Raw genomic sequence first — 18237 nt, 5'->3', positions numbered from 1 at the left:
CGAACGGGGCCCTCCCCGAGGCCGCCGTCACTTCGGAGATCTGGCCCTCGACCACGCACCGCACCAGCCGCGCGCCCTGCGCCCGCGCCACCCGCCCGGCCGTGTCGCAGGCCGGCCTGCCGCCCGCCGCCCAGCGGTCGGCCGCCGCCAGCGCGGCGAGGTCCGCGGCGGCCGCCGCCCGGTGCCGGACCACCACCGCGTGGCCCGCCAGCAGCAGCGCACCGAACACGGCCCAGATCCCGGCAAGCGCGAAGACCACCCAGATGCTCGCGAAGCCACCGTCGCCGCGGGCAGCGCGCGTGCCCCGGGCACCACGCTCGCCGGTCCTTCCTCCCTCCGCTCTCATGCGCCCACTCCCACCGTCTCCTCCGCCAGTGCCACGGCCGTGCTCCGCAGCTCCAGCGGCAGCGCGTCGGGCCCCGGCGGATGCGCCACCACCGTCACCCGGACGAGGTCGCCCTCCCGGACCACCGTGACCGCCGCCCCGTCGGGGGCCGCCCGGCGGGCCATCGCCTCGACCGCGTCGGGCGGGTCCTGCCGGGCCGCCGCCCGGGCCCCGGCCCGCGCCGCGTCCACGCACTGGATCTGCGCGGACGCGGCGAGCAGCGCCCACATCAGCGCCATGACGAAGAGCACCAGCGCGGGCAGCACCACGGCCGCCTCCGCCGTCACGAAGCCCCGGTCGCCCGGGCGGTTCGCGACCACCCTCCGTGCGGCGCCCCCGCCGTCCCGTTCACTCGCGGGCCGCGCCCGTTCACATCCGGACACTGAGCGCCCGCTTCACGATGTCCTGCAACTCCCCGGCCACCTGGCCGCTGGTGAGCACCTTGTACAGCACCGCCGCCAGCCCCACCGCCGCGATGATCCCGACGGCGTATTCGGAAGTGACCATTCCGCCGTCCCTGCGGAGCATCGCCCGCGTCCTGCGCGTCAGCACACGCATCCGCGCCCGTGCGCGTGTCCGTACTCGTACCGTCCTGGCCGTCCTGCCCGACCTGCTCATCTCGACCCCCGTGTCGTCGTCATGCGTCGTTCTCGTGTGTTGTCTTTGGTGCGTGTCTGTGGTCTGTGGTGTCTCGTCCGTCGTTCTCCGTACGCGCGTCCGTTGCGCCGTCCTCTCGTCAGCCGCCACCCCCGCTCAGCAGCCCGCCGGCCAGGCCGATCACCACGGGCAGGACGCCGACCATGAGGAACGCGGGCAGGAAGAGCAGCCCCACCGGCAGGGTGATCAGGACGCCCGCCCGCCGTGCCCGGGCCGTCGCGGCGCGGCCCCGCTCCGCACGGGCCTCCGCCGCGAGGCGGGCCACGGGTACGGCCGCCGGGGCGCCGGAGTCACCGGCCCGCTCCAGCAGCCGGGCGAGCGGTCCGGCACCCGGCAGCTCCGCGAGTCCCCGCCAGGCGGCGGCCGGTTCACCGCCGAGCCGTACCTCGGCCGCCCCCGTGGCCAGCCGCTCTCCGACCGGCCCCGCGAGTGCCTCGCCCACCGCCCGGGCCGCGGTCACCGGGGTGGCACCGGCCGCGATGCAGGCGGCCAGCAGATCCGCCGCGAGCGGCAGCTGGCGGGCGGCCAGGACGGCGTCGTACGCCGTGTCCCCGGCCCGGGCGCCGCTCCCGGTGCCTCCGCCGCTCCGCAGGCGCCACCACCGCAGGGCGGCTCCCACGAGCAGTCCCGCCAACAGGCCGCCGACGCCCCCGATCAGGGCCCACGCGCCGGCTGCCGCCCCGGCCAAGGGCAGCCACCCCCGCGCCGCGTCCCGTAGCCGAGCCCCGTACTGCCGACGAGCCGTCGTGCTCCGCGGCAGCACCGCGCCCAGCCTCCGGCGCAGTCGGTGTGCACGCCGCATCCGGATCAGGGCGCGGGCCGGCCACCACAGGGCCGCGGCCACCGCACACACTGTCCCCAGCCTGTGGACGACCCTGGGATCCGCCCGCGCCACCAGGAGTGCGTCCATGAACTCCCCGCTCACGCCGCCTCCGCTCCCCTGACGATCCGCAACGCCCACCACAGCCCCGCGCCCTCCAGCGCCACGCCGACAAGCAGACACACCAGCCCCGGCCCGGTGTGCAGCACCACGTGCAAGGGGTCCGCACCCAGGGCGGTGCCCAGGAGCAGGCCGAGCACGGGGAGGCCGGCGAGCATCACCGCCGTCGACCGGGCGCCCGCCAGCTGGGCGCGCAGATCGGCCCGCTGGTCGCGTTCCGCGCGCAGGGCGGCCTCGAGCCGGTCGAGCCCGGCGGCCAGACCCGCGCCCCGGTCGACGGCCACCCGCCAGCAGGCCGCGAGCCCGAGGAGTCCCTCCGCACCCGGCCCGCGTGCCGCTTCGGCGAGGGCGCCGGGTACGTCGCCGCCGAACCGGGCCGCCGCGAGCACCGCCGCTCTGGCGCCGCCCAGGCCGCCCGAGTCCTGTGCCGCGTGCCGCAGGGCCTCACCCGGCTGCCGTCCGGCACGCACCTCTCCGGCGAGCGCCGCGCACAGCGCGATGACCGCCTCCCCCTGACGCTCCCGGTCCCGTCCCGCTGCCCGGGCCAGCCGCACCCTCCGCAGCGCGGGGACCCCGAGCGCACCGGCCAGCAGCGGCAGTACCGACATCCCGAGCAGCGCGAGCACCGCACCCGCGACCACCGCCCACCACTCGGCCCCGAGCCGGCGCACCCGCGCCAGCGCCCGCTGCCAGGGCGGCGGCCCGGCTCCCGCTCCCACCGCTCCGTCCGCACCGGCGAGCAGCAGCCGCGCCCGTCCCGCTCCGCCGTTCCGGCCGCCGAGCAGCCAGGCGGCGGCCCCCGCGCAGGCCAGGCCCGCGCCCGTGCCCACCGCGCCGATCCCCGTCATCGCCCGGCTCCCGTCGCCGTCCGGCTTCCGATCCCCGTCATCGCCCGGCTCCCGCCCTCGTCATCGCCCGGCCCCCGATCCCCTTCGTCATCGCCCGGCTCCCGGCGCCGGTGACCGCCCGGTCCCTGTCATGTCCGGCTCCTGTCCTCGCCCGGTCTCCGTCGTCACGTCCTCGTCCGCGCCCGCCTGCCCGAGCAGCGCGCGCAGCCGCTCCCAGCCCACCTCGCGTCCGAACGCCTCCCTGCCCCAGCGCAGCGCGGGCACGGTGACCACCCACCCCGCCGCATCCCGCTCCAGGACGTGCACCTCGGCGATGCGCCGACGCCCGGCGCGGTCGCGCACGAGGTGGAGGACGACCGACAGCGCGGCGGCGAGCTGGCTGTGCAGGGCCGCGCGGTCGAGTCCGGCGGCGGTGCCGAGGGCCTCCAGACGGGCCGGTACCTGGGCCGCCGCGTTGGCGTGGAGCGTGCCCGAGCCGCCGTCGTGACCTGTGTTGAGAGCTGCCAGCAAGGAGACGACCTCGGGGCCGCGCACCTCGCCGACGACCAGCCGGTCGGGTCTCATCCGCAGCGCCTGCCGCACCAGGTCCGGCAGTTCGACCAGGCCGGCACCCTCCTGGTTGGCGGGCCGCCCCTCCAGCCGCACCACATGGGGGTGGTCGGGCCGCAGTTCCGCGGAGTCCTCGGCGAGCACGATCCGCTCACCGGGGTCCACCAGGCCCAGCAGGGCGCTGAGCAGCGTCGTCTTGCCCGTGCCGGTGCCGCCACTGATGACGTACGACAGCCGGGCGTCGATCAGTGCCCGCAGCAGGCGGTCGCCGCCGGGCGGCACCGTGCCCGCCGCGACCAGTTCGCCGAGCGTGAAGGCGCGGGGCCTGACCACGCGCAGGGACAGGCAGGTGGAACCGACGGCGACCGGCGGCAGGACCGCGTGCAGTCGAGTGCCGTCCGGGAGCCGGGCGTCCACCCAGGGCCGGGCGTCGTCCAGGCGCCGTCCCGCCACGGCCGCGAGGCGCTGCGCGAGACGTCGTACGGCCGCCGCGTCCGGGAAGGTCACCGGGGTCAGCACCAGGCCGCCGCCGCGGTCCACCCAGACCCGGTCGGGCGCCGACACCAGGACGTCGGTGACCGAGGGGTCGGCGAGCAGTGGCTCCAGCGGTCCGCTGCCGACCAGTTCGGAGCGCAGCCGCTCGGCGGCGCCGAGGACTTCTGCGTCCCCGAGGACCCTGCCCTGCGCGCGCAGGGCCTGCGCCACACGTGCCGGTGTCGGTTCGGCCCCGCTCTCGGCCAGCCACCGCCGCACCCCGTCGAGCAGCGCGGCGTGTCCGGCCTCGGACCGCACGGCACCACTGCTCCCGGCGCCTCCGCCGCCCCGGTCGGCACCCGTGTTCCGTACGCCGACGCCGTTCATGCCGCCTCCGTACCGGTCAGGGCACGGCTCCAGAAGGCCGAGCAGAAGCGGGCGAGCGGGCCGCGGGCAGCCGCTCCCGGAGGGGTGCCGCCGTCCGGGGCGAGAAACTCCGTGGGCACCTCGCCGGCCAGCGGCAGCCCCAGCAGCCGGGCCACCTCGCGGTCGTCCAGCCCGGGCGCGTAGGGGGCGCGCACGGCGACCCGGAGGTCGCCCAGGACCATGGCGGCCGCCGACGCCACCCGCCGGGCCGCGGCAATCGCGCGCAGTTCGGCCGGGACGACCAGGAGCCCCAGGTCGACCTGGGCGAGCACTTCGGCGGTCCCCTCGTCGACACGGCGCGGCAGGTCGACGACCACCGTGCCGCCGCGTCGCCGGGCGGCGGCCAGGACGGCGCGGACCGCTTCCGGCGGCACCGTCACGGCGTCGCTCCGGTCCCAGCTCAGCACCCGCAGACTGTGCAGCGCGGGCAGGGACTCCTCCAGCGCCCCGCTGCCCACCCGGCCCCGTGAGGCGGCGAAGGCGGGCCAGCGCAGACCGTGCGCCGTCTCGCCGCCGAGCAGGACGTCCAGCCCGCCGCCCAGCGGGTCGGCGTCCACCAGGAGGGTGCGCCGGTTCTCGCGGGCGGAGGTGACGGCGAGCGCGCAGGCCAGCGTGGAAGCACCGGCCCCGCCGCGTCCGCCAAGCACCCCGACGGTCAGCGCCGGGCGGCCCACGCCCTCAGTGACGTCGGCGATGCGGTCCACCAGCCACTGTTCCCCGTCGGGAAGGACGAGGACGTGGTCGGCCCCGATCTCCACCGCGCGGCGCCACACGCCCGAGTCGTCCTGGTCCCGCCCGACCAGCACCACCCCCCGCCTGCGGGTGGCCCCGCGCACCCGGGGCACCGCGTCGTCCCCGACCAGCACCAGGGGCGCCGCCTCCCAGCGTTCCCGCCCCTCGGGCACCGTCGGATGCACCTCGGGCCGCGCGCCGGCGGCCGCGCACAGGCGCAGCAGGTCGTCGAGGAGTTCGCTGTCCTCGGTGACGATCAGTGGTCCGCGCTGCCGGCCCTCGGCGCGGTGTGTTCCGTCGTGTGCGATGGTCTCCGCCACGGTCTCCAGCCCCTTCGTTGTCGGGTTCTCACGGCGAGCGCCGATACGAACCGGCCATTGCGTCCGACAAACGACAACCGGCCATGAACTCCGCCGAACTCGCCGCGAGCGGACGCGCTGGAAACACGATGAGGCGATCCCCGAAATCGTGTGGATCTTGGTCCAAAACGGTGAACAACTCGGCGATTGTGGATATCGCCCTCACCCATACCGGTGAACGGTGTACGACTTTCGTACCGCAACCCGGCGACTACCAAGGGTAACCAATCATGCACATGACATCCACCTGGCCTGCCGTACACAGGACCGTGCACTCAACGGGACCAGGGACGAGAAAACCCACCCGGACATGCGACGACCCCCGCCGGGGGGGAGAGCGGGGGTCGTCTCCACGGCCGACTCGGGGGGGGGAGGAGTCGGACCGGGTTAGCACGGTCGCGAACGATCCGTGACTTCCATGGTGTACCCGAAGGCCCTCTCAGGCAAACCAGCCGCGCCCCACGCTAGCCCGAATGGTGGGCGCATATGCTCGGGCCCGTGGAAAAGCACTCCTCGCCCCGCACAGCGGCCTTCTTTGACCTGGACAAGACGGTCATTGCGAAGTCGAGCACGCTCACCTTCAGCAAGTCGTTCTACCAGGGCGGCCTGATCAACCGCAGGGCCGTCCTGCGCACCGCCTATGCCCAGTTCGTCTTCCTGGCCGGCGGCGCGGACCACGACCAGATGGAGCGCATGCGGCAGTACCTGTCCGCGCTCTGCCGGGGCTGGAACGTCCGGCAGGTGAAGGAGATCGTCGCCGAGACGCTGCACGACCTCATCGACCCGATCATCTACGACGAGGCCGCCTCGCTCATCGAGGAGCACCACACGGCCGGGCGCGATGTCGTCATCGTCTCCACCTCCGGGGCGGAGGTGGTCGAGCCCATCGGGGAACTGCTCGGCGCGGACCGGGTCGTGGCAACCCGGATGGTGGTGGGCGAGGACGGCTGTTTCACCGGCGAGGTGGAGTACTACGCGTACGGCCCGACCAAGGCGGAGGCGGTGCGCGAGCTGGCCGCCTCCGAGGGGTACGACCTCGCCCGCTGCTACGCGTACAGCGACTCGGCGACCGATGTCCCGATGCTGGAGTCCGTGGGGCACCCGCACGCGGTCAACCCCGACCGGGCGCTGCGCCGCGAGGCGGTCACCCGCGGCTGGCCGGTGCTCGACTTCCACCGGCCGGTGCGGCTCAAGCAGCGGCTGCCCGGGTTCTCCGTGCCGCCGCGGCCGGCCCTGGTCGCGATGGCGGCGGTGGGAGCGGCGGCGGCCACGGCGGGACTCGTCTGGTACGCCAGCAGACGGCGCGCGGCGACCGCCTGACGCGTCCGGGTCCGGGTCCTGGTCCTGGTCCTGGTTCGCGACGCGCAGACAAAAGGCGCGGACAGCAAGTGGACGACAAAGTGCGGCGGTACGAAATTCGTACCGCCGCTGGCATGGGCGCCGGGTTACCAAGCGTCCTCGATATGTTGCCCATCAGGTCGGGAACTTCGCCCGTCACCTGGTGCGGCTGGCCCGTAATCGACGGGTCGACGTCGCGTGGGTGCCCGATGTCCATGCGCGGTCCGTGGGACCAACAGCGTTACGAAAGGGGATCCTCGCGGATGTCCTTCGGTCTCGCGGTCCGTTGAGTCCTTTGTACTACTGGACCCGGACAAGGGGAAGTGGAGTCCCCGCTTCTTTACTTTTACCTTCAAAAGGTCATGAAACGGGCGGCAGGCGCACCTGCGGAAAACGGCGTCCCGCGGCTACGCCGCCCCGCGCTGGAGGGCCTCGCACACCGCTGTCGACTCCCGGGCGCCCAGTTCGACGGCCCGTCCGCAGTGGGTGATCCACGCGGCCATGCCCTCCGGGGTGCCGCTGACGTACCCCTTCAGGGCCGCGACGTACGCCGCCCGGCCCAGCTCGGCGTGGCCGGCCTCCGACGGGCACACCGCCTTGGGGTCCAGACCGCTGCCGACCAGCGCGATGCGCTCCGCCGCGCGCGCGACGACGCCGTTGTACGAGCCGAACGGCCGCAGGGCGACCAGCTCGCCGTGGACCACGGCCGCCGTGACCAGGGCGGGCGCCGAGCCGCCGGCGATGACCAGCTCCGAGAGCCCGTCCAGACGGCCCGAGATCTCGGCGGCGCCCGGGAGCGGCAGTTCGACGAGCGGCTCGTCGACCGGCTCGCCGTCCCGGCGGGGCCGTCCGACCTCGTCCTCCTTGCTCGCGGCCGCCACCAGGTGCAGCCGCGCCAGCACCCGCAGGGGCGACTGCCGCCAGATGGACAGCAGTTGCCCGGCCTCCGCGGTCACCCGCAGCGCCGCACCGACCGTACGGGCGTCGCCGTCGCCGAAGTCGGTGCGCCTGCGCACCTCCTCGAGCGCCCAGTCGGCGCCGGACAGCGCCGCCGAGCCGCGGGCGCCGCGCAGCGCGGCCTCGGAGGTGATCTCGTTGCTGCGGCGCCGCATGATCCGGTGCCCGTAGACCCGGTCCACTGCCTTGCGCACGGATTCCACGGCCTCGGGCACGCCCGGCAGCGTGGCGAGGGCGGCGAGCGGATCGGCGGGCGCACCTGTCGTACTCATGAGTACGACCCTACGCACCCGGGGCGCCCGGGCGTGAAGGAGTGGCCTTCTTCACGCCTGGGACGCCTGGGACGCCCGGGCGTCCCGGGCGTCCGGCGGGGTGATCCAGGCGTCCGGCACGGTGCGTCCGGCACGGTGGCCCGGGCGCCTACGCGGCGGCGCGGACGCCGGCGCGTGGTGCGGGCGCCTACCCCTCGCTCTTGCGCTCGCCCTTCTCCGCCGGGGCTCCGGGCACTCCCTTCGGTGCCGGGGCGGGCCGGTCCGACAGGAAGGAGGCCCAGCCCGCCTTCGGCGCCTCGCCGACCTTCAGTCCGCGCAGCTTGGCGAGCACCGTGGGGTCCTGCGCGTCCAGCCAGTCGGCCAGCTGGCGGAAGGAGACGCACCGCACCTCGGGCTTGTCGCAGACGTTTTCGACGACCTCCTGGACGGCGCGCATATAGGTGCCGCCGTTCCAGGACTCGAAGTGGTTGCCGACGACCAGAGGTGCGCGGTTGCCGTTGTAGGCGCGGTCGAAGCCCTTGAGGAGGCCGTCGCGCATCTGGTCGCCCCACATCTCCCGCTTGTCGGGGTCGCCCTGGGTGCGGGTGCCCGACTGGTTGACCATGAAGTTGTAGTCCATGGTGAGCTGTTGGTACGTGTGCCCGGGGAAGGGCACGAGCTGCATGGACAGGTCCCACAGGCCCTCCTTCTTGGCGGGCCACACCTGCTCGTTGACGCCGGAGCTGTCGTAGCGGAAGCCCAGGTCCCGGGCCGCCTTCATGAAGTTCTTCTGACCCTCCAGGCAGGGGGTGCGGGCGCCGATGAGCTCCTTGTCGTAGTCGAAGGGCAGCGGGGGGAGGTTCTTCAGAGCGGGGGCGTTGGTCTTCCAGGACTTCACGAACGACTTGGCCTGGGTGATCTCCGACTTCCACTCGTCGACCGACCATGTACCGACCCCGCCGTCGGGTCCGCAGAAGTGGCCGTTGAAGTGGGTTCCGATCTCGTTGCCCTCCAACCACGCCAGACGCGCCTGGGTGGCGGTGTCCCGGATGCCCTGCTCGTCGTTGAAGCCGATGTCCGAGCGGCCGGCCTCGTGCTGCGGCGGCCGGTACAGGTCGCGCTTCTCCTCCGGGAGCATGTACACCCCGCTGAGGAAGAACGTCATGTTCGCGTTGTTTTCCTTGGCGACCTCGCGGAAGTGCGAGAACAGCTTCTGGCTGTCCTCCCCCGCGCCGTCCCAGGAGAAGACCACGAACTGTGGGGGCTTCTGGCCCGGCTTCAGCCGCTCGGGTCTGGGCAGGTGGGGCTGCGCGCCGGTGTAGGCGGTGGAGCCGTCGCCGATCGGGCGGAGCACGCTGCCGGGCGCGGCCGGTGCGCCGGCGCCCTTTTTCTCGCCGGAGGCACCGTGGCTCTTCGCGGCGCCGGAGGCGTGTCCCCCGGGCGGGGCGTGGGTGGTGTCGGTCGCGCAGCCGGCGACCGCGGTGGCACAGGCCGCGGCGAGTGCGACGCCCGCGGCGATTTTCTGGGTGGCGGCCATCTCCGCCCACCTTCTTCCTTCGTTCGGGGCAAGGCCGGTCGGGCGTGGCGCGGCGCCCGTACGGCGGGGAGGCCATACGGGCGGAAAACCGCGCACGCGAACAGCCCGGTCAAGGTCGCACGGGGCTTCGAAGGAATTTGTATGACAAGCCGATGAAATTGCCGGTTAACCCGCAAGAGTGACTTATTGCGCCACTTGCTCGGATTCCGGCTACTCTTTTTTTACTTCGCATTACTGTCGATTTGCCGAGTCTTGGTAATTCCCTCGCTGTACGCCCACACGGAGGAGACGGGACCCATGTCAGCTTGCCTGCCCACCCGCGCCACCGACCCGAGCCACACCCGGCGCACCCATCCACCGCACAGCCCCCCACCCGCGCCCCGCCGGTTCCGCATCGCCGGAGTCGATCTGTCGGCCTCGATCGCGGTCTTTCTGATCGCCCTCCCCCTTTCCCTGGGCATCGCCCTCGCCACCGGCGCCCCCTTGCAGGCCGGTCTGGTGGCCGCGGCCGTCGGCGGCATCGTCACCGGCCGGCTGGGCGGCTCCCCGCTTCAGGTCAGCGGCCCGGCCGCCGGGCTCACCGTGGTCACCGCCGACCTCATCCAGCGCTACGGATGGCGCGCCACCTGCGCCATCACCGTCCTCGCCGGAGGCGCCCAACTCCTCCTCGGCTGCCTGCGCGTGGCCCGTACGGCGCTCGCGGTCAGCCCCGCGATCGTGCACGGCATGCTCGCCGGCATCGGGGTGACCATCGCCGTCGCCCAGGTGCACATCGTGCTCGGCGGCACCCCACAGAGCGCCGTCCTGGACAACCTGCGCGCACTGCCCGTCCAGATCGCCCACCTGGATCCGGCCGCGCTGTCGATGAGCGTCCTCACCCTGGGCCTGCTGCTGCTCTGGCCGCGGCTCCCGGGCCGGGCCGGACGCCTGCTGCGGGTGGTCCCCGCCCCACTTGTCGCCGTGGCCGCGGCCACCACGACCGCCGCGCTGACCGCGCTCACCCTGCCCAGGGTCGAACTGCCCTCCTGGCGCAGCCACGCGCTGGCCGGATTCCCGGACGGCCCGGTGCTCGGCCTCGTCGCCGCCGTCCTCACCATCACGCTGGTGTGCAGCGTGCAGTCCCTGCTCGGCGCGGTCGCGGTGGACAAGCTGGTCGCCTCCCGCACCGGCACCCACGCGCACGTGGACCGCTCCGACCTCGACCGGGAACTGCTCGGTCAGGGCGCCGGGAACATCCTCTCCGGCGCTCTCGGCGGGCTGCCTCTCGCGGGAGTCGCCGTCCGCTCCACGGCCAACGTGCGCGCGGGAGCGGTCAGCCGCAACTCCACGATGCTGCACGGCATGTGGATGGTCGTGGCCGCGCTGCTGCTGGTCCCGGCCCTGGAGCTGATTCCGCTCGCCGCACTCGCCGCGCTGGTCATGGCGGTCGGCATCCAGATGGTCTCCCCGCGCCACATTCGCACCGTCACCCGCCACCGTGAGGTGCTGGTCTACGCGGTCACCACCGCCGGCGTCGTCTTCCTCGGCGTGTTGCAGGGCGTGGCCCTGGGCGTCGCCGCGGCCGTCGCCGTCGCCCTGCACCGGCTCACCCGTACCCGTATCACCCACGAGGTGGGTTCCGAGGAGAATGGGGGCGTCCATCACGTCCGTGTCCGGGGGCAGTTGACGTTCCTCGCCGTGCCCCGGCTCAGCCGGACCCTGCATCTGGTGCCGCCGGGGGCGGACACGGTCGTGGAGCTCGACGGCTCCTTCATGGACCACGCCGCGTACGAGGCACTACAGGACTGGCGCCGGACACACCTCGCACGCGGAGGCTCGGTGGAGCTGACCGGGCGGGCGGGACCGCGGCTCGCCGAGCCGGCCACCGCCGCCACAGCCGCCACCACCACCGCCACCGCCACCGCCACCGGGGCACCGACGTGCCACTGCGGACCGTGGACGCCCTGGCGCAACCACCGGTGCGCCCCGGAACCCGCCGCGCGGCCCGACGCACCGCCGGACGGGAACGACAGCTCCGCCGAAAGCGACAGAGCTCCCGGAGACGACGGGTCCGCCGGAGACGGCGGAGCCCCCGGGGGCGACAGAGCCGCCGGAGAGGGCAGGACCGCCCGCGGGCAACAGCCCGCCGACGGGCAACGACCTGCCGATGAGCGACGACCCGCCGACGGACAACAATCCACCGACGGGCAGCGACCTGCCGACGAACGACCACCCACCAGCGGACAACAACCCGCCAACGGACAACCACCCACCAGCGGACAGCAACTCGCCGACGGACAACCACCTACCAGCGGACAACAACCCGCCGCCGCCAAACGTCTGCCCACCAGCGGGCAGCAGGAGCTCGCCCGGGGCATCAGCGCCTTCCAGTACCGCACCGCGCCCCTGGTGCGTGGCGAGCTGGCGCGGCTCGCCCGTGAGGGGCAGAACCCCTCGCAGCTCTTCCTCGCCTGCGCCGACTCCCGGGTCGTCACATCGATGATCACTGCCAGCGGCCCCGGGGACCTGTTCGTCGTGCGCAACGTGGGCAACCTGGTGCCGCTGCCCGGCGAGGAGAGCGGTGACGATTCGGTGGCGGCGGCCATCGAGTACGCGGTCGAGGTGCTGCGGGTGCGGTCCATCACGGTCTGCGGGCACTCGGGCTGCGGTGCGGTGCAGGCGCTGCTGGCGGCCGAGGCGCCGGCCGCACCCGATACGTCGAGGACGCCGCTCGGGCGCTGGCTGCGGCACGGGCGGCCGAGCCTGCACCGGATGGCCGCCGAGGACCGGCCCCGGGCACGGTTCGCCGACGGGGAGCCCGCCGACGTCGCCGAGCAGCTCTGTCTGACCAACGTGGTGCAGCAGCTGGAGCACCTCAGAGCGCACGAGTGCGTGGCCCGCGCCCTGCGCGAGGGCGCGCTCGAACTGCACGGCATGTACTTCCACGTGGGCAGGGCGCAGGCCTATCTGCTCACCGGGACAACCGACGACAGCACAGGGACGGAGGTGTTCGCCCGGGTGGAGGCCCGGCGGTCCGCCCAGGGCGCGCCCGTCTGACGGGGCGGCGGGCGGTGCCGCCGCCCGCCGCGCACGCCGCCACGCGTGGTGAACCGATCCCGTTCGCCGTCCGTGAGAACGTGTGGCCCCACGCTCGGGGGCCGCACCCCTCACAGACCGCACAGGTCTAAACCATTTGCCCGTCGGCCCTTGTCATCGGGGGTGCCGGTCTGATGAGCTGTGGCCTGGGACACAACGGACACCCTGGGAAAGGGAGATGTCGTGAGCAACGAAAGCCTGGCCAACCTTCTGAAGGGGGAGATGGGAAAGTGAGCGAGAATCCTTCCCTCTCCAACCTGCTGAAGGAGGAGCGTCGTTTCGCGCCTCCCGCCGAACTCGCCGCGCACGCCAATGTCACGGCCGAGGCGTACGAGCAGGCCAAGGCTGACAGGCTCGGCTTCTGGGCCGAGCAGGCCCGTCGGCTGACCTGGGCCACCGAGCCGACCGAGACGCTGGACTGGTCGAACCCGCCGTTCGCCAAGTGGTTCCAGGACGGCCGGCTCAACGTGGCGTACAACTGCGTGGACCGGCACGTCGAGGCGGGCCACGGCGACCGCGTCGCCATCCACTTCGAGGGCGAGCCCGGCGACAGCCGCGCGATCACCTACGCCGAGCTCAAGGACGAGGTGTCCAGGGCGGCCAACGCCCTGCTGGAGCTCGGGGTGCGCAAGGGCGACCGGGTGGCCGTCTACATGCCGATGATCCCCGAGACGGCGATCGCCATGCTGGCCTGCGCCCGCATCGGCGCCGCGCACTCCGTCGTCTTCGGCGGCTTCTCGGCGGACGCGCTGGCCACCCGCATCGAGGACGCCGACGCCCGCGTCGTCATCACCGCCGACGGCGGTTACCGGCGGGGCAAGCCCTCCGCGCTCAAGCCGGCGGTCGACGACGCGGTGAACCGCGAGGGCACCACCGTGGAGCACGTGGTCGTCGTACGGCGCACGGGCCAGGAGGTCGCCTGGACCGAGGGCCGTGACGTGTGGTGGCACGACCTCACGCAGAAGCAGTCGGCCGAGCACACGGCCGAGGCGTTCGAGGCCGAGCACCCGCTGTTCATCCTGTACACGTCCGGCACGACGGGCCGGCCGAAGGGCATCCTGCACACCTCCGGCGGCTATCTCACCCAGGTGGCGTACACCCACTGGTCGGTCTTCGACCTCAAGCCGGAGACGGACGTGTACTGGTGCACGGCCGACGTCGGCTGGGTCACCGGCCACTCGTACATCGTCTACGGCCCGCTGGCCAACGGCGCCACGCAGGTCATGTACGAGGGCACGCCCGACACCCCCCACCAGGGCCGCTTCTGGGAGATCGTCCAGAAGTACAAGGTGTCGATCCTCTACACCGCGCCGACCGCGATCCGCACGTTCATGAAGTGGGGAGACGACATCCCCGCGAAGTTCGACCTGTCCTCGCTGCGCGTGCTGGGCTCGGTCGGCGAGCCGATCAACCCCGAGGCATGGATCTGGTACCGCAAGCACATCGGCGGCGACCGCACCCCGGTCGTGGACACCTGGTGGCAGACGGAGACCGGCGGCATCATGATCTCCCCGCTGCCGGGCGTGACCGACGCCAAGCCGGGTTCGGCCCAGCGTCCCCTGCCGGGCATCTCGGCGACGGTCGTCGACGACGAGGCCAGGGAGGTGCCCGACGGCGGTGGCGGTTATCTGGTGCTCACCGAGCCGTGGCCGTCGATGCTGCGCACCATCTGGGGCGACGACCAGCGGTTCCTGGACACCTACTGGTCCCGCTTCGAAGGCAAGTACTTCGCCGGTGACGGCGCCAAGAAGGACGACGACGGGGACATCTGGCTGCTGGGCCGCGTCGACGACGTGATGCTGGTCTCCGGGCACAACATCTCCACCACCGAGGTCGAGTCCGCGCTCGTCTCGCACCCGTCGGTCGCCGAGGCGGCCGTGGTCGGCGCGGCCGACGAGACGACCGGGCAGGCGATCGTCGCCTTCGTCATCCTGCGGGGCACGGCGGCGGAGACCGAGGACCTGGTCGGCGACCTGCGCAACCACGTGGGCGCCACTCTGGGCCCGATCGCCAAGCCGAAGCGGATCCTGCCGGTGGCGGAGCTGCCGAAGACCCGCTCGGGCAAGATCATGCGGCGGCTGCTGCGGGACGTGGCGGAGAACCGTCAGCTCGGTGACGTCACCACGCTCACGGACTCCACGGTGATGGACCTGATCCAGGCGAAGCTGCCGGCGGCGCCGTCGGAGGACTGACGGGCTGTCGGGGGAACTGACGCCCTCTCGGAGGACTGGACCCGGGCCCCCGCCCGCGGTCCCCGCTCTCCGCGCCACCACGCCTCCACTCCACCGCCACCCCACACCACCCCCACCGCCACCGCCACCGCCACCGCACCTCCGTACCGACCCCCGGGAGCCGTACCGTGCCCCGGGGGTCGTTCTTGGGTAGGCTGGGCGGAACATCCACCCCAACAGAAACGGTCTCTTCGGGCGCGCCGGGAAGTCTGGTCGGCATGCGATGCATGCTGCCCACTCACCCGGAAGGTCCCCCTCGTGGCCCCGCCCCGCAAGACCCACCAGCACGACAAGGCCCCTCGGCAAGACCAGGCCCCCCAGCACGACGCGGCCCGCAGGCCCGATCAGTCGCACGGGCCCGACCGGCCCCGCAACGGTTCCCGCAGGTTCCTCGGCCGTCTCTCCCTGCCCGAGCGGACCTACGTCGCCGACGCGCTGCGCACCGAGACCGTCGGCGGGGTCATTCTCCTCGCCGCCGCGATCGCGGCGCTGATCTGGGCCAACCTGCCTGCTCTCGGTCACACGTACGAGAGCGTGAGCCACTTCCACTTCGGCCCCTCCGGGGTCGGCCTGCACCTCTCCGTGGCGCACTGGGCCGCCGACGGCCTGCTGGCCGTCTTCTTCTTCGTCGCCGGCATCGAACTCAAACGCGAACTGGTCGCCGGGGACCTCAAGGATCCGCGCGCGGCCGCGCTGCCCGTCGTGGCCGCGCTGTGCGGAATGGCCGCGCCCGCGCTCGTCTACACCGTCACCGGTCTCGTCGGCGGCGGCTCGCTCGCGGGCTGGGCGGTGCCCACCGCCACGGACATCGCGTTCGCGCTCGCCGTCCTCGCGGTCATCGGCACCTCCCTGCCCTCCGCGCTGCGCGCGTTCCTGCTCACGCTCGCGGTCGTCGACGACCTGTTCGCCATCCTGATCATCGCGGTCTTCTTCACCTCCGGTCTGAACTTCGTCGCGCTCGGCGGCGCGTTCGTGGGCCTCGGCCTCTTCTGGCTGCTGCTGCGCAAGGACGTGCGGGGCTGGTACGTGTACGTCCCGCTCGCCGTCGTGAACTGGGCGCTGATGTACAACAGCGGCGTGCACGCCACCATCGCCGGTGTCGCGATGGGCCTGATGCTGCGCTGCCACCGCCGCGAGGGCGAGGAGCACTCCCCCGGCGAACACATCGCACACCTGGTGCGCCCCCTGTCGGCCGGTCTCGCCGTGCCGCTGTTCGCCCTGTTCAGCGCGGGCGTCTCACTGTCCGGCGGGGCGCTCGGAGATGTGTTCGGCAAGCCGGAGACGCTCGGTGTCGTGCTCGGGCTGGTCCTCGGCAAGACGCTCGGCGTCTTCGGCGGGACCTGGCTGACGGTCCGTTTCACCAGGGCCTCGCTGAGCGAGGACCTCGCCTGGCCGGACGTCTTCGCGCTCGCCACGCTGGCCGGCATCGGCTTCACCGTCTCCCTCCTCATCGGCGAACTCGCCTTCACCGACGACCCCGTACTGACGGACGAGGTGAAGGCGGCGGTGCTGTGCGGCTCGCTGATCGCGGCCGTGCTGGCGGCCGTCCTGCTGAAGATCCGAAACGCCAAGTACCGGGCGCTGTCGGCGGAGGAGGAGCGCGACGAGGATCTCGACGGCATCCCCGACATCTACGAGGAGCACGACCCGGCGTACCACCTGCGCATGGCCGAGATCTACGAGGCCAAGGCCGCCGAACACCGAAGGCTTGCCGAAGTGATGGGCGGGGCAGGCGAGGGGGACCACGGTCCGGCATGATCTGACCTGTGCACAAAATGTCTCTGTGCACACAACGTCCCCGACGGCGCACGGACGACAGATCGGGCGCCGACAGCCACGGCGCCAACAGGCCGGACACGAACGCACGTACGAGGCGCAAGCGAACGTACGACAACTCAAGACGATCCTCACGACAACAGGGAGACCTCGATGAGCGCACCCGACGGCACCCCGGTCGGCGCGGAGCCCAGCATCGGCAGGTTGTTCGCCTCGGCCACGGCGGAGATGTCCGCACTGGTGCACGACGAGATCGCGCTGGCCAAGGCCCAGCTCAAGCAGGATGTGAAGCGCGGCGCGGTCTCCGGCGGCGCGTTCTCCGGGGCCGGCGCGGTGCTGCTGTTCTCCCTGCCGATGCTCAACTTCGCACTGGCGTACGGCATCCGCACCTGGAGCCACTGGAACCTGGCCGTCTGCTTCCTGCTGTCCTTCGCCGCGAACGTGCTCGTCGCCGGTCTGCTCGGGCTCATCGGGATGACGTTCGCGAAGAAGGCCAAGAAGGGCAAGGGCCCGCAGAAGGTCGCCGCCTCCGTGAAGGAGAGCGCCGGGGTGTTGCAGAAGGCCAAGCCGCACCCGCGTCCGGACCGGACGGACACGCCCGTCGAGGCTGTGGCACGCTCGTCCTCATGACGGACCCCGCCACACCCTGGGCCCAGCCCGCCTCGGTCGTACGACTCGACCTGCCCGGCGGAAGAGAGGTGACCCACCGGGACGTCGCGGCCAACGGCGCCCGTTTCCACATCGCGGAGCTGGGCGAGGGGCCGCTGGTACTGCTGCTGCACGGCTTCCCGCAGTTCTGGTGGACCTGGCGGCACCAGCTCGTGGCGCTCGCCGACGCCGGCTTCCGGGCGGTGGCGATGGACCTGCGCGGGGTCGGCGGCAGCGACCGCACACCGCGCGGCTACGACCCCGCCAACCTCGCGCTGGACGTCACCGGGGTGGTCCGCTCGCTGGGTGAGCCCGACGCCGCGCTGGTCGGCCACGACCTGGGCGGCTATCTGGCGTGGACGGCGGCGGCGATGCGGCCCAAGCTGGTGCGCCGGCTCGTGGTGACCTCGATGCCGCACCCCCGGCGCTGGCGCGCCGCCATGCTGCGGGACCCGCGGCAGTCGGCGGCGAGCTCCCACATCTGGGGGTTCCAGCGGCCCTTCGTCCCCGAACGGCAGCTCACCGCCGACGACGGCGCGCTGGTCGGGCGGCTGATCCGGGAGTGGTCGGGACCCCGGCCGGTGGACGACGACGCGCTCGAGGCGTACCGGCGAGCCATGTGCATCCCCTCCACTGCGCACTGCTCGGTGGAGCCCTACCGCTGGCTGGTGCGTTCGCTGGCCCGGCCGGACGGCTTCCAGTTCAACCGGCGCATGAAGCGGCCGGTGCGGGTGCCGACGCTGCATCTGCACGGCTCCCTCGACCCCGTCATGCGCACGCGGAGCGCGGCCGGTTCCGGGGAGTACGTCGAGGCCCCGTACCGCTGGCGTCTCTTCGACGGCCTGGGGCACTTCCCGCACGAGGAGGACCCCGGCGCGTTCTCGACGGAGCTGATCAACTGGCTACGGGACCCCGAGCCGGACCGGTGAGCCGAACGGGTCCGGCGGTCATGGAGCCAGCGGGCCGGGACGTAAGCCGCGAATCCGGACTGTCACGGCGTCACCACGCCCGGTATCCGAACAGGGAACGTCTGTTCTTCGCACAGCCATGTGCC

The 18237-nt window shown here is 73.0% G+C and carries 14 protein-coding genes and 1 pseudogene; 6 read left to right on the top strand and 9 right to left on the bottom strand.

Annotated features, from left to right (window positions below; genetic code table 11):
• Positions 1-31: 31 nt before the first annotated feature.
• From IO29_RS36415 to ssd, 7 genes and pseudogenes are all read right to left on the bottom strand, one after another.
• Positions 32-346, bottom strand: a pseudogene (locus IO29_RS36415) (Rv3654c family TadE-like protein); the annotation flags it as partial.
• A complete protein-coding gene (locus IO29_RS08575; protein WP_030378637.1) occupies positions 343-705 on the bottom strand; it encodes a TadE family type IV pilus minor pilin in 363 nt (120 codons plus the stop codon). The pseudogene IO29_RS36415 and the gene IO29_RS08575, both read right to left, overlap by 4 nt.
• A gap of 49 nt (positions 706-754) precedes the next feature.
• Positions 755-892, bottom strand: coding sequence for a DUF4244 domain-containing protein (locus IO29_RS08570; protein ID WP_245766088.1), 138 nt, complete (start codon positions 890-892; stop codon positions 755-757).
• Positions 893-1121: 229 nt separating this feature from the next.
• Complete coding sequence (locus tag IO29_RS08565) at positions 1122-1952, bottom strand: type II secretion system F family protein (RefSeq protein ID WP_051707491.1); 831 nt, start codon at positions 1950-1952, stop codon at positions 1122-1124.
• A gap of 11 nt (positions 1953-1963) precedes the next feature.
• Positions 1964-2830 carry a type II secretion system F family protein gene (locus tag IO29_RS08560; protein WP_030378640.1) on the bottom strand — a complete coding sequence of 289 codons (867 nt, stop codon included), beginning with the start codon at positions 2828-2830 and terminating at the stop codon, positions 1964-1966.
• Between the two features lie 87 nt (positions 2831-2917).
• Positions 2918-4240, bottom strand: coding sequence for a TadA family conjugal transfer-associated ATPase (locus tag IO29_RS08555; protein WP_030378641.1), 1323 nt, complete (start codon positions 4238-4240; stop codon positions 2918-2920).
• Complete coding sequence (ssd, locus tag IO29_RS08550) at positions 4237-5331, bottom strand: septum site-determining protein Ssd (protein WP_030378642.1); 1095 nt, start codon at positions 5329-5331, stop codon at positions 4237-4239. Before ssd ends, IO29_RS08555 begins: the two co-directional genes overlap by 4 nt.
• 525 nt (positions 5332-5856) lie before the next feature.
• On the opposite strand from ssd, the gene IO29_RS08545 reads away from it, so the two are divergent.
• A complete protein-coding gene (locus tag IO29_RS08545) occupies positions 5857-6690 on the top strand; it encodes an HAD family hydrolase (protein WP_030378643.1) in 834 nt (277 codons plus the stop codon).
• Positions 6691-7115: 425 nt separating this feature from the next.
• On the opposite strand, the gene IO29_RS08540 is transcribed toward IO29_RS08545, so the two are convergent.
• Both IO29_RS08540 and IO29_RS08535 read right to left on the bottom strand, forming a co-directional pair.
• A complete protein-coding gene (locus tag IO29_RS08540) occupies positions 7116-7937 on the bottom strand; it encodes a Fic family protein (RefSeq protein ID WP_030378644.1) in 822 nt (273 codons plus the stop codon).
• Between the two features lie 187 nt (positions 7938-8124).
• Positions 8125-9453, bottom strand: coding sequence for a polysaccharide deacetylase family protein (locus IO29_RS08535; protein ID WP_030378645.1), 1329 nt, complete (start codon positions 9451-9453; stop codon positions 8125-8127).
• Positions 9454-9750: 297 nt separating this feature from the next.
• Here IO29_RS08535 and IO29_RS08530 point away from each other — a divergent pair, with 297 nt between their 5' ends.
• The 5 genes from IO29_RS08530 (at position 9751) to IO29_RS08510 (ending at position 18112) form a co-directional block, all read left to right on the top strand.
• Positions 9751-12489, top strand: coding sequence for a SulP family inorganic anion transporter (locus IO29_RS08530; RefSeq protein WP_030378646.1), 2739 nt, complete (start codon positions 9751-9753; stop codon positions 12487-12489).
• Between the two features lie 269 nt (positions 12490-12758).
• The gene (acs, locus tag IO29_RS08525; RefSeq protein ID WP_030378647.1) at positions 12759-14720 is read left to right on the top strand and encodes an acetate--CoA ligase; all 1962 of its coding nucleotides are present in this window, start codon (positions 12759-12761) and stop codon (positions 14718-14720) included.
• A gap of 444 nt (positions 14721-15164) precedes the next feature.
• A complete protein-coding gene (nhaA, locus tag IO29_RS08520) occupies positions 15165-16517 on the top strand; it encodes a Na+/H+ antiporter NhaA (RefSeq protein ID WP_051707489.1) in 1353 nt (450 codons plus the stop codon).
• 171 nt (positions 16518-16688) lie between these two features.
• Positions 16689-17165, top strand: coding sequence for a phage holin family protein (locus IO29_RS08515; protein WP_030378649.1), 477 nt, complete (start codon positions 16689-16691; stop codon positions 17163-17165).
• A complete protein-coding gene (locus IO29_RS08510; protein ID WP_030378650.1) occupies positions 17162-18112 on the top strand; it encodes an alpha/beta fold hydrolase in 951 nt (316 codons plus the stop codon). Before IO29_RS08515 ends, IO29_RS08510 begins: the two co-directional genes overlap by 4 nt.
• Positions 18113-18237 lie beyond the last annotated feature (125 nt).

Source organism: Streptomyces sp. NRRL F-6676 (assembly GCF_000725625.1).
Taxonomy (GTDB): Bacteria; Actinomycetota; Actinomycetes; order Streptomycetales; family Streptomycetaceae; genus Streptomyces.
The sequence above is the reverse complement of the archived record's forward strand: the minus strand, read 5'-3'. Positions and strand labels throughout refer to the sequence as shown.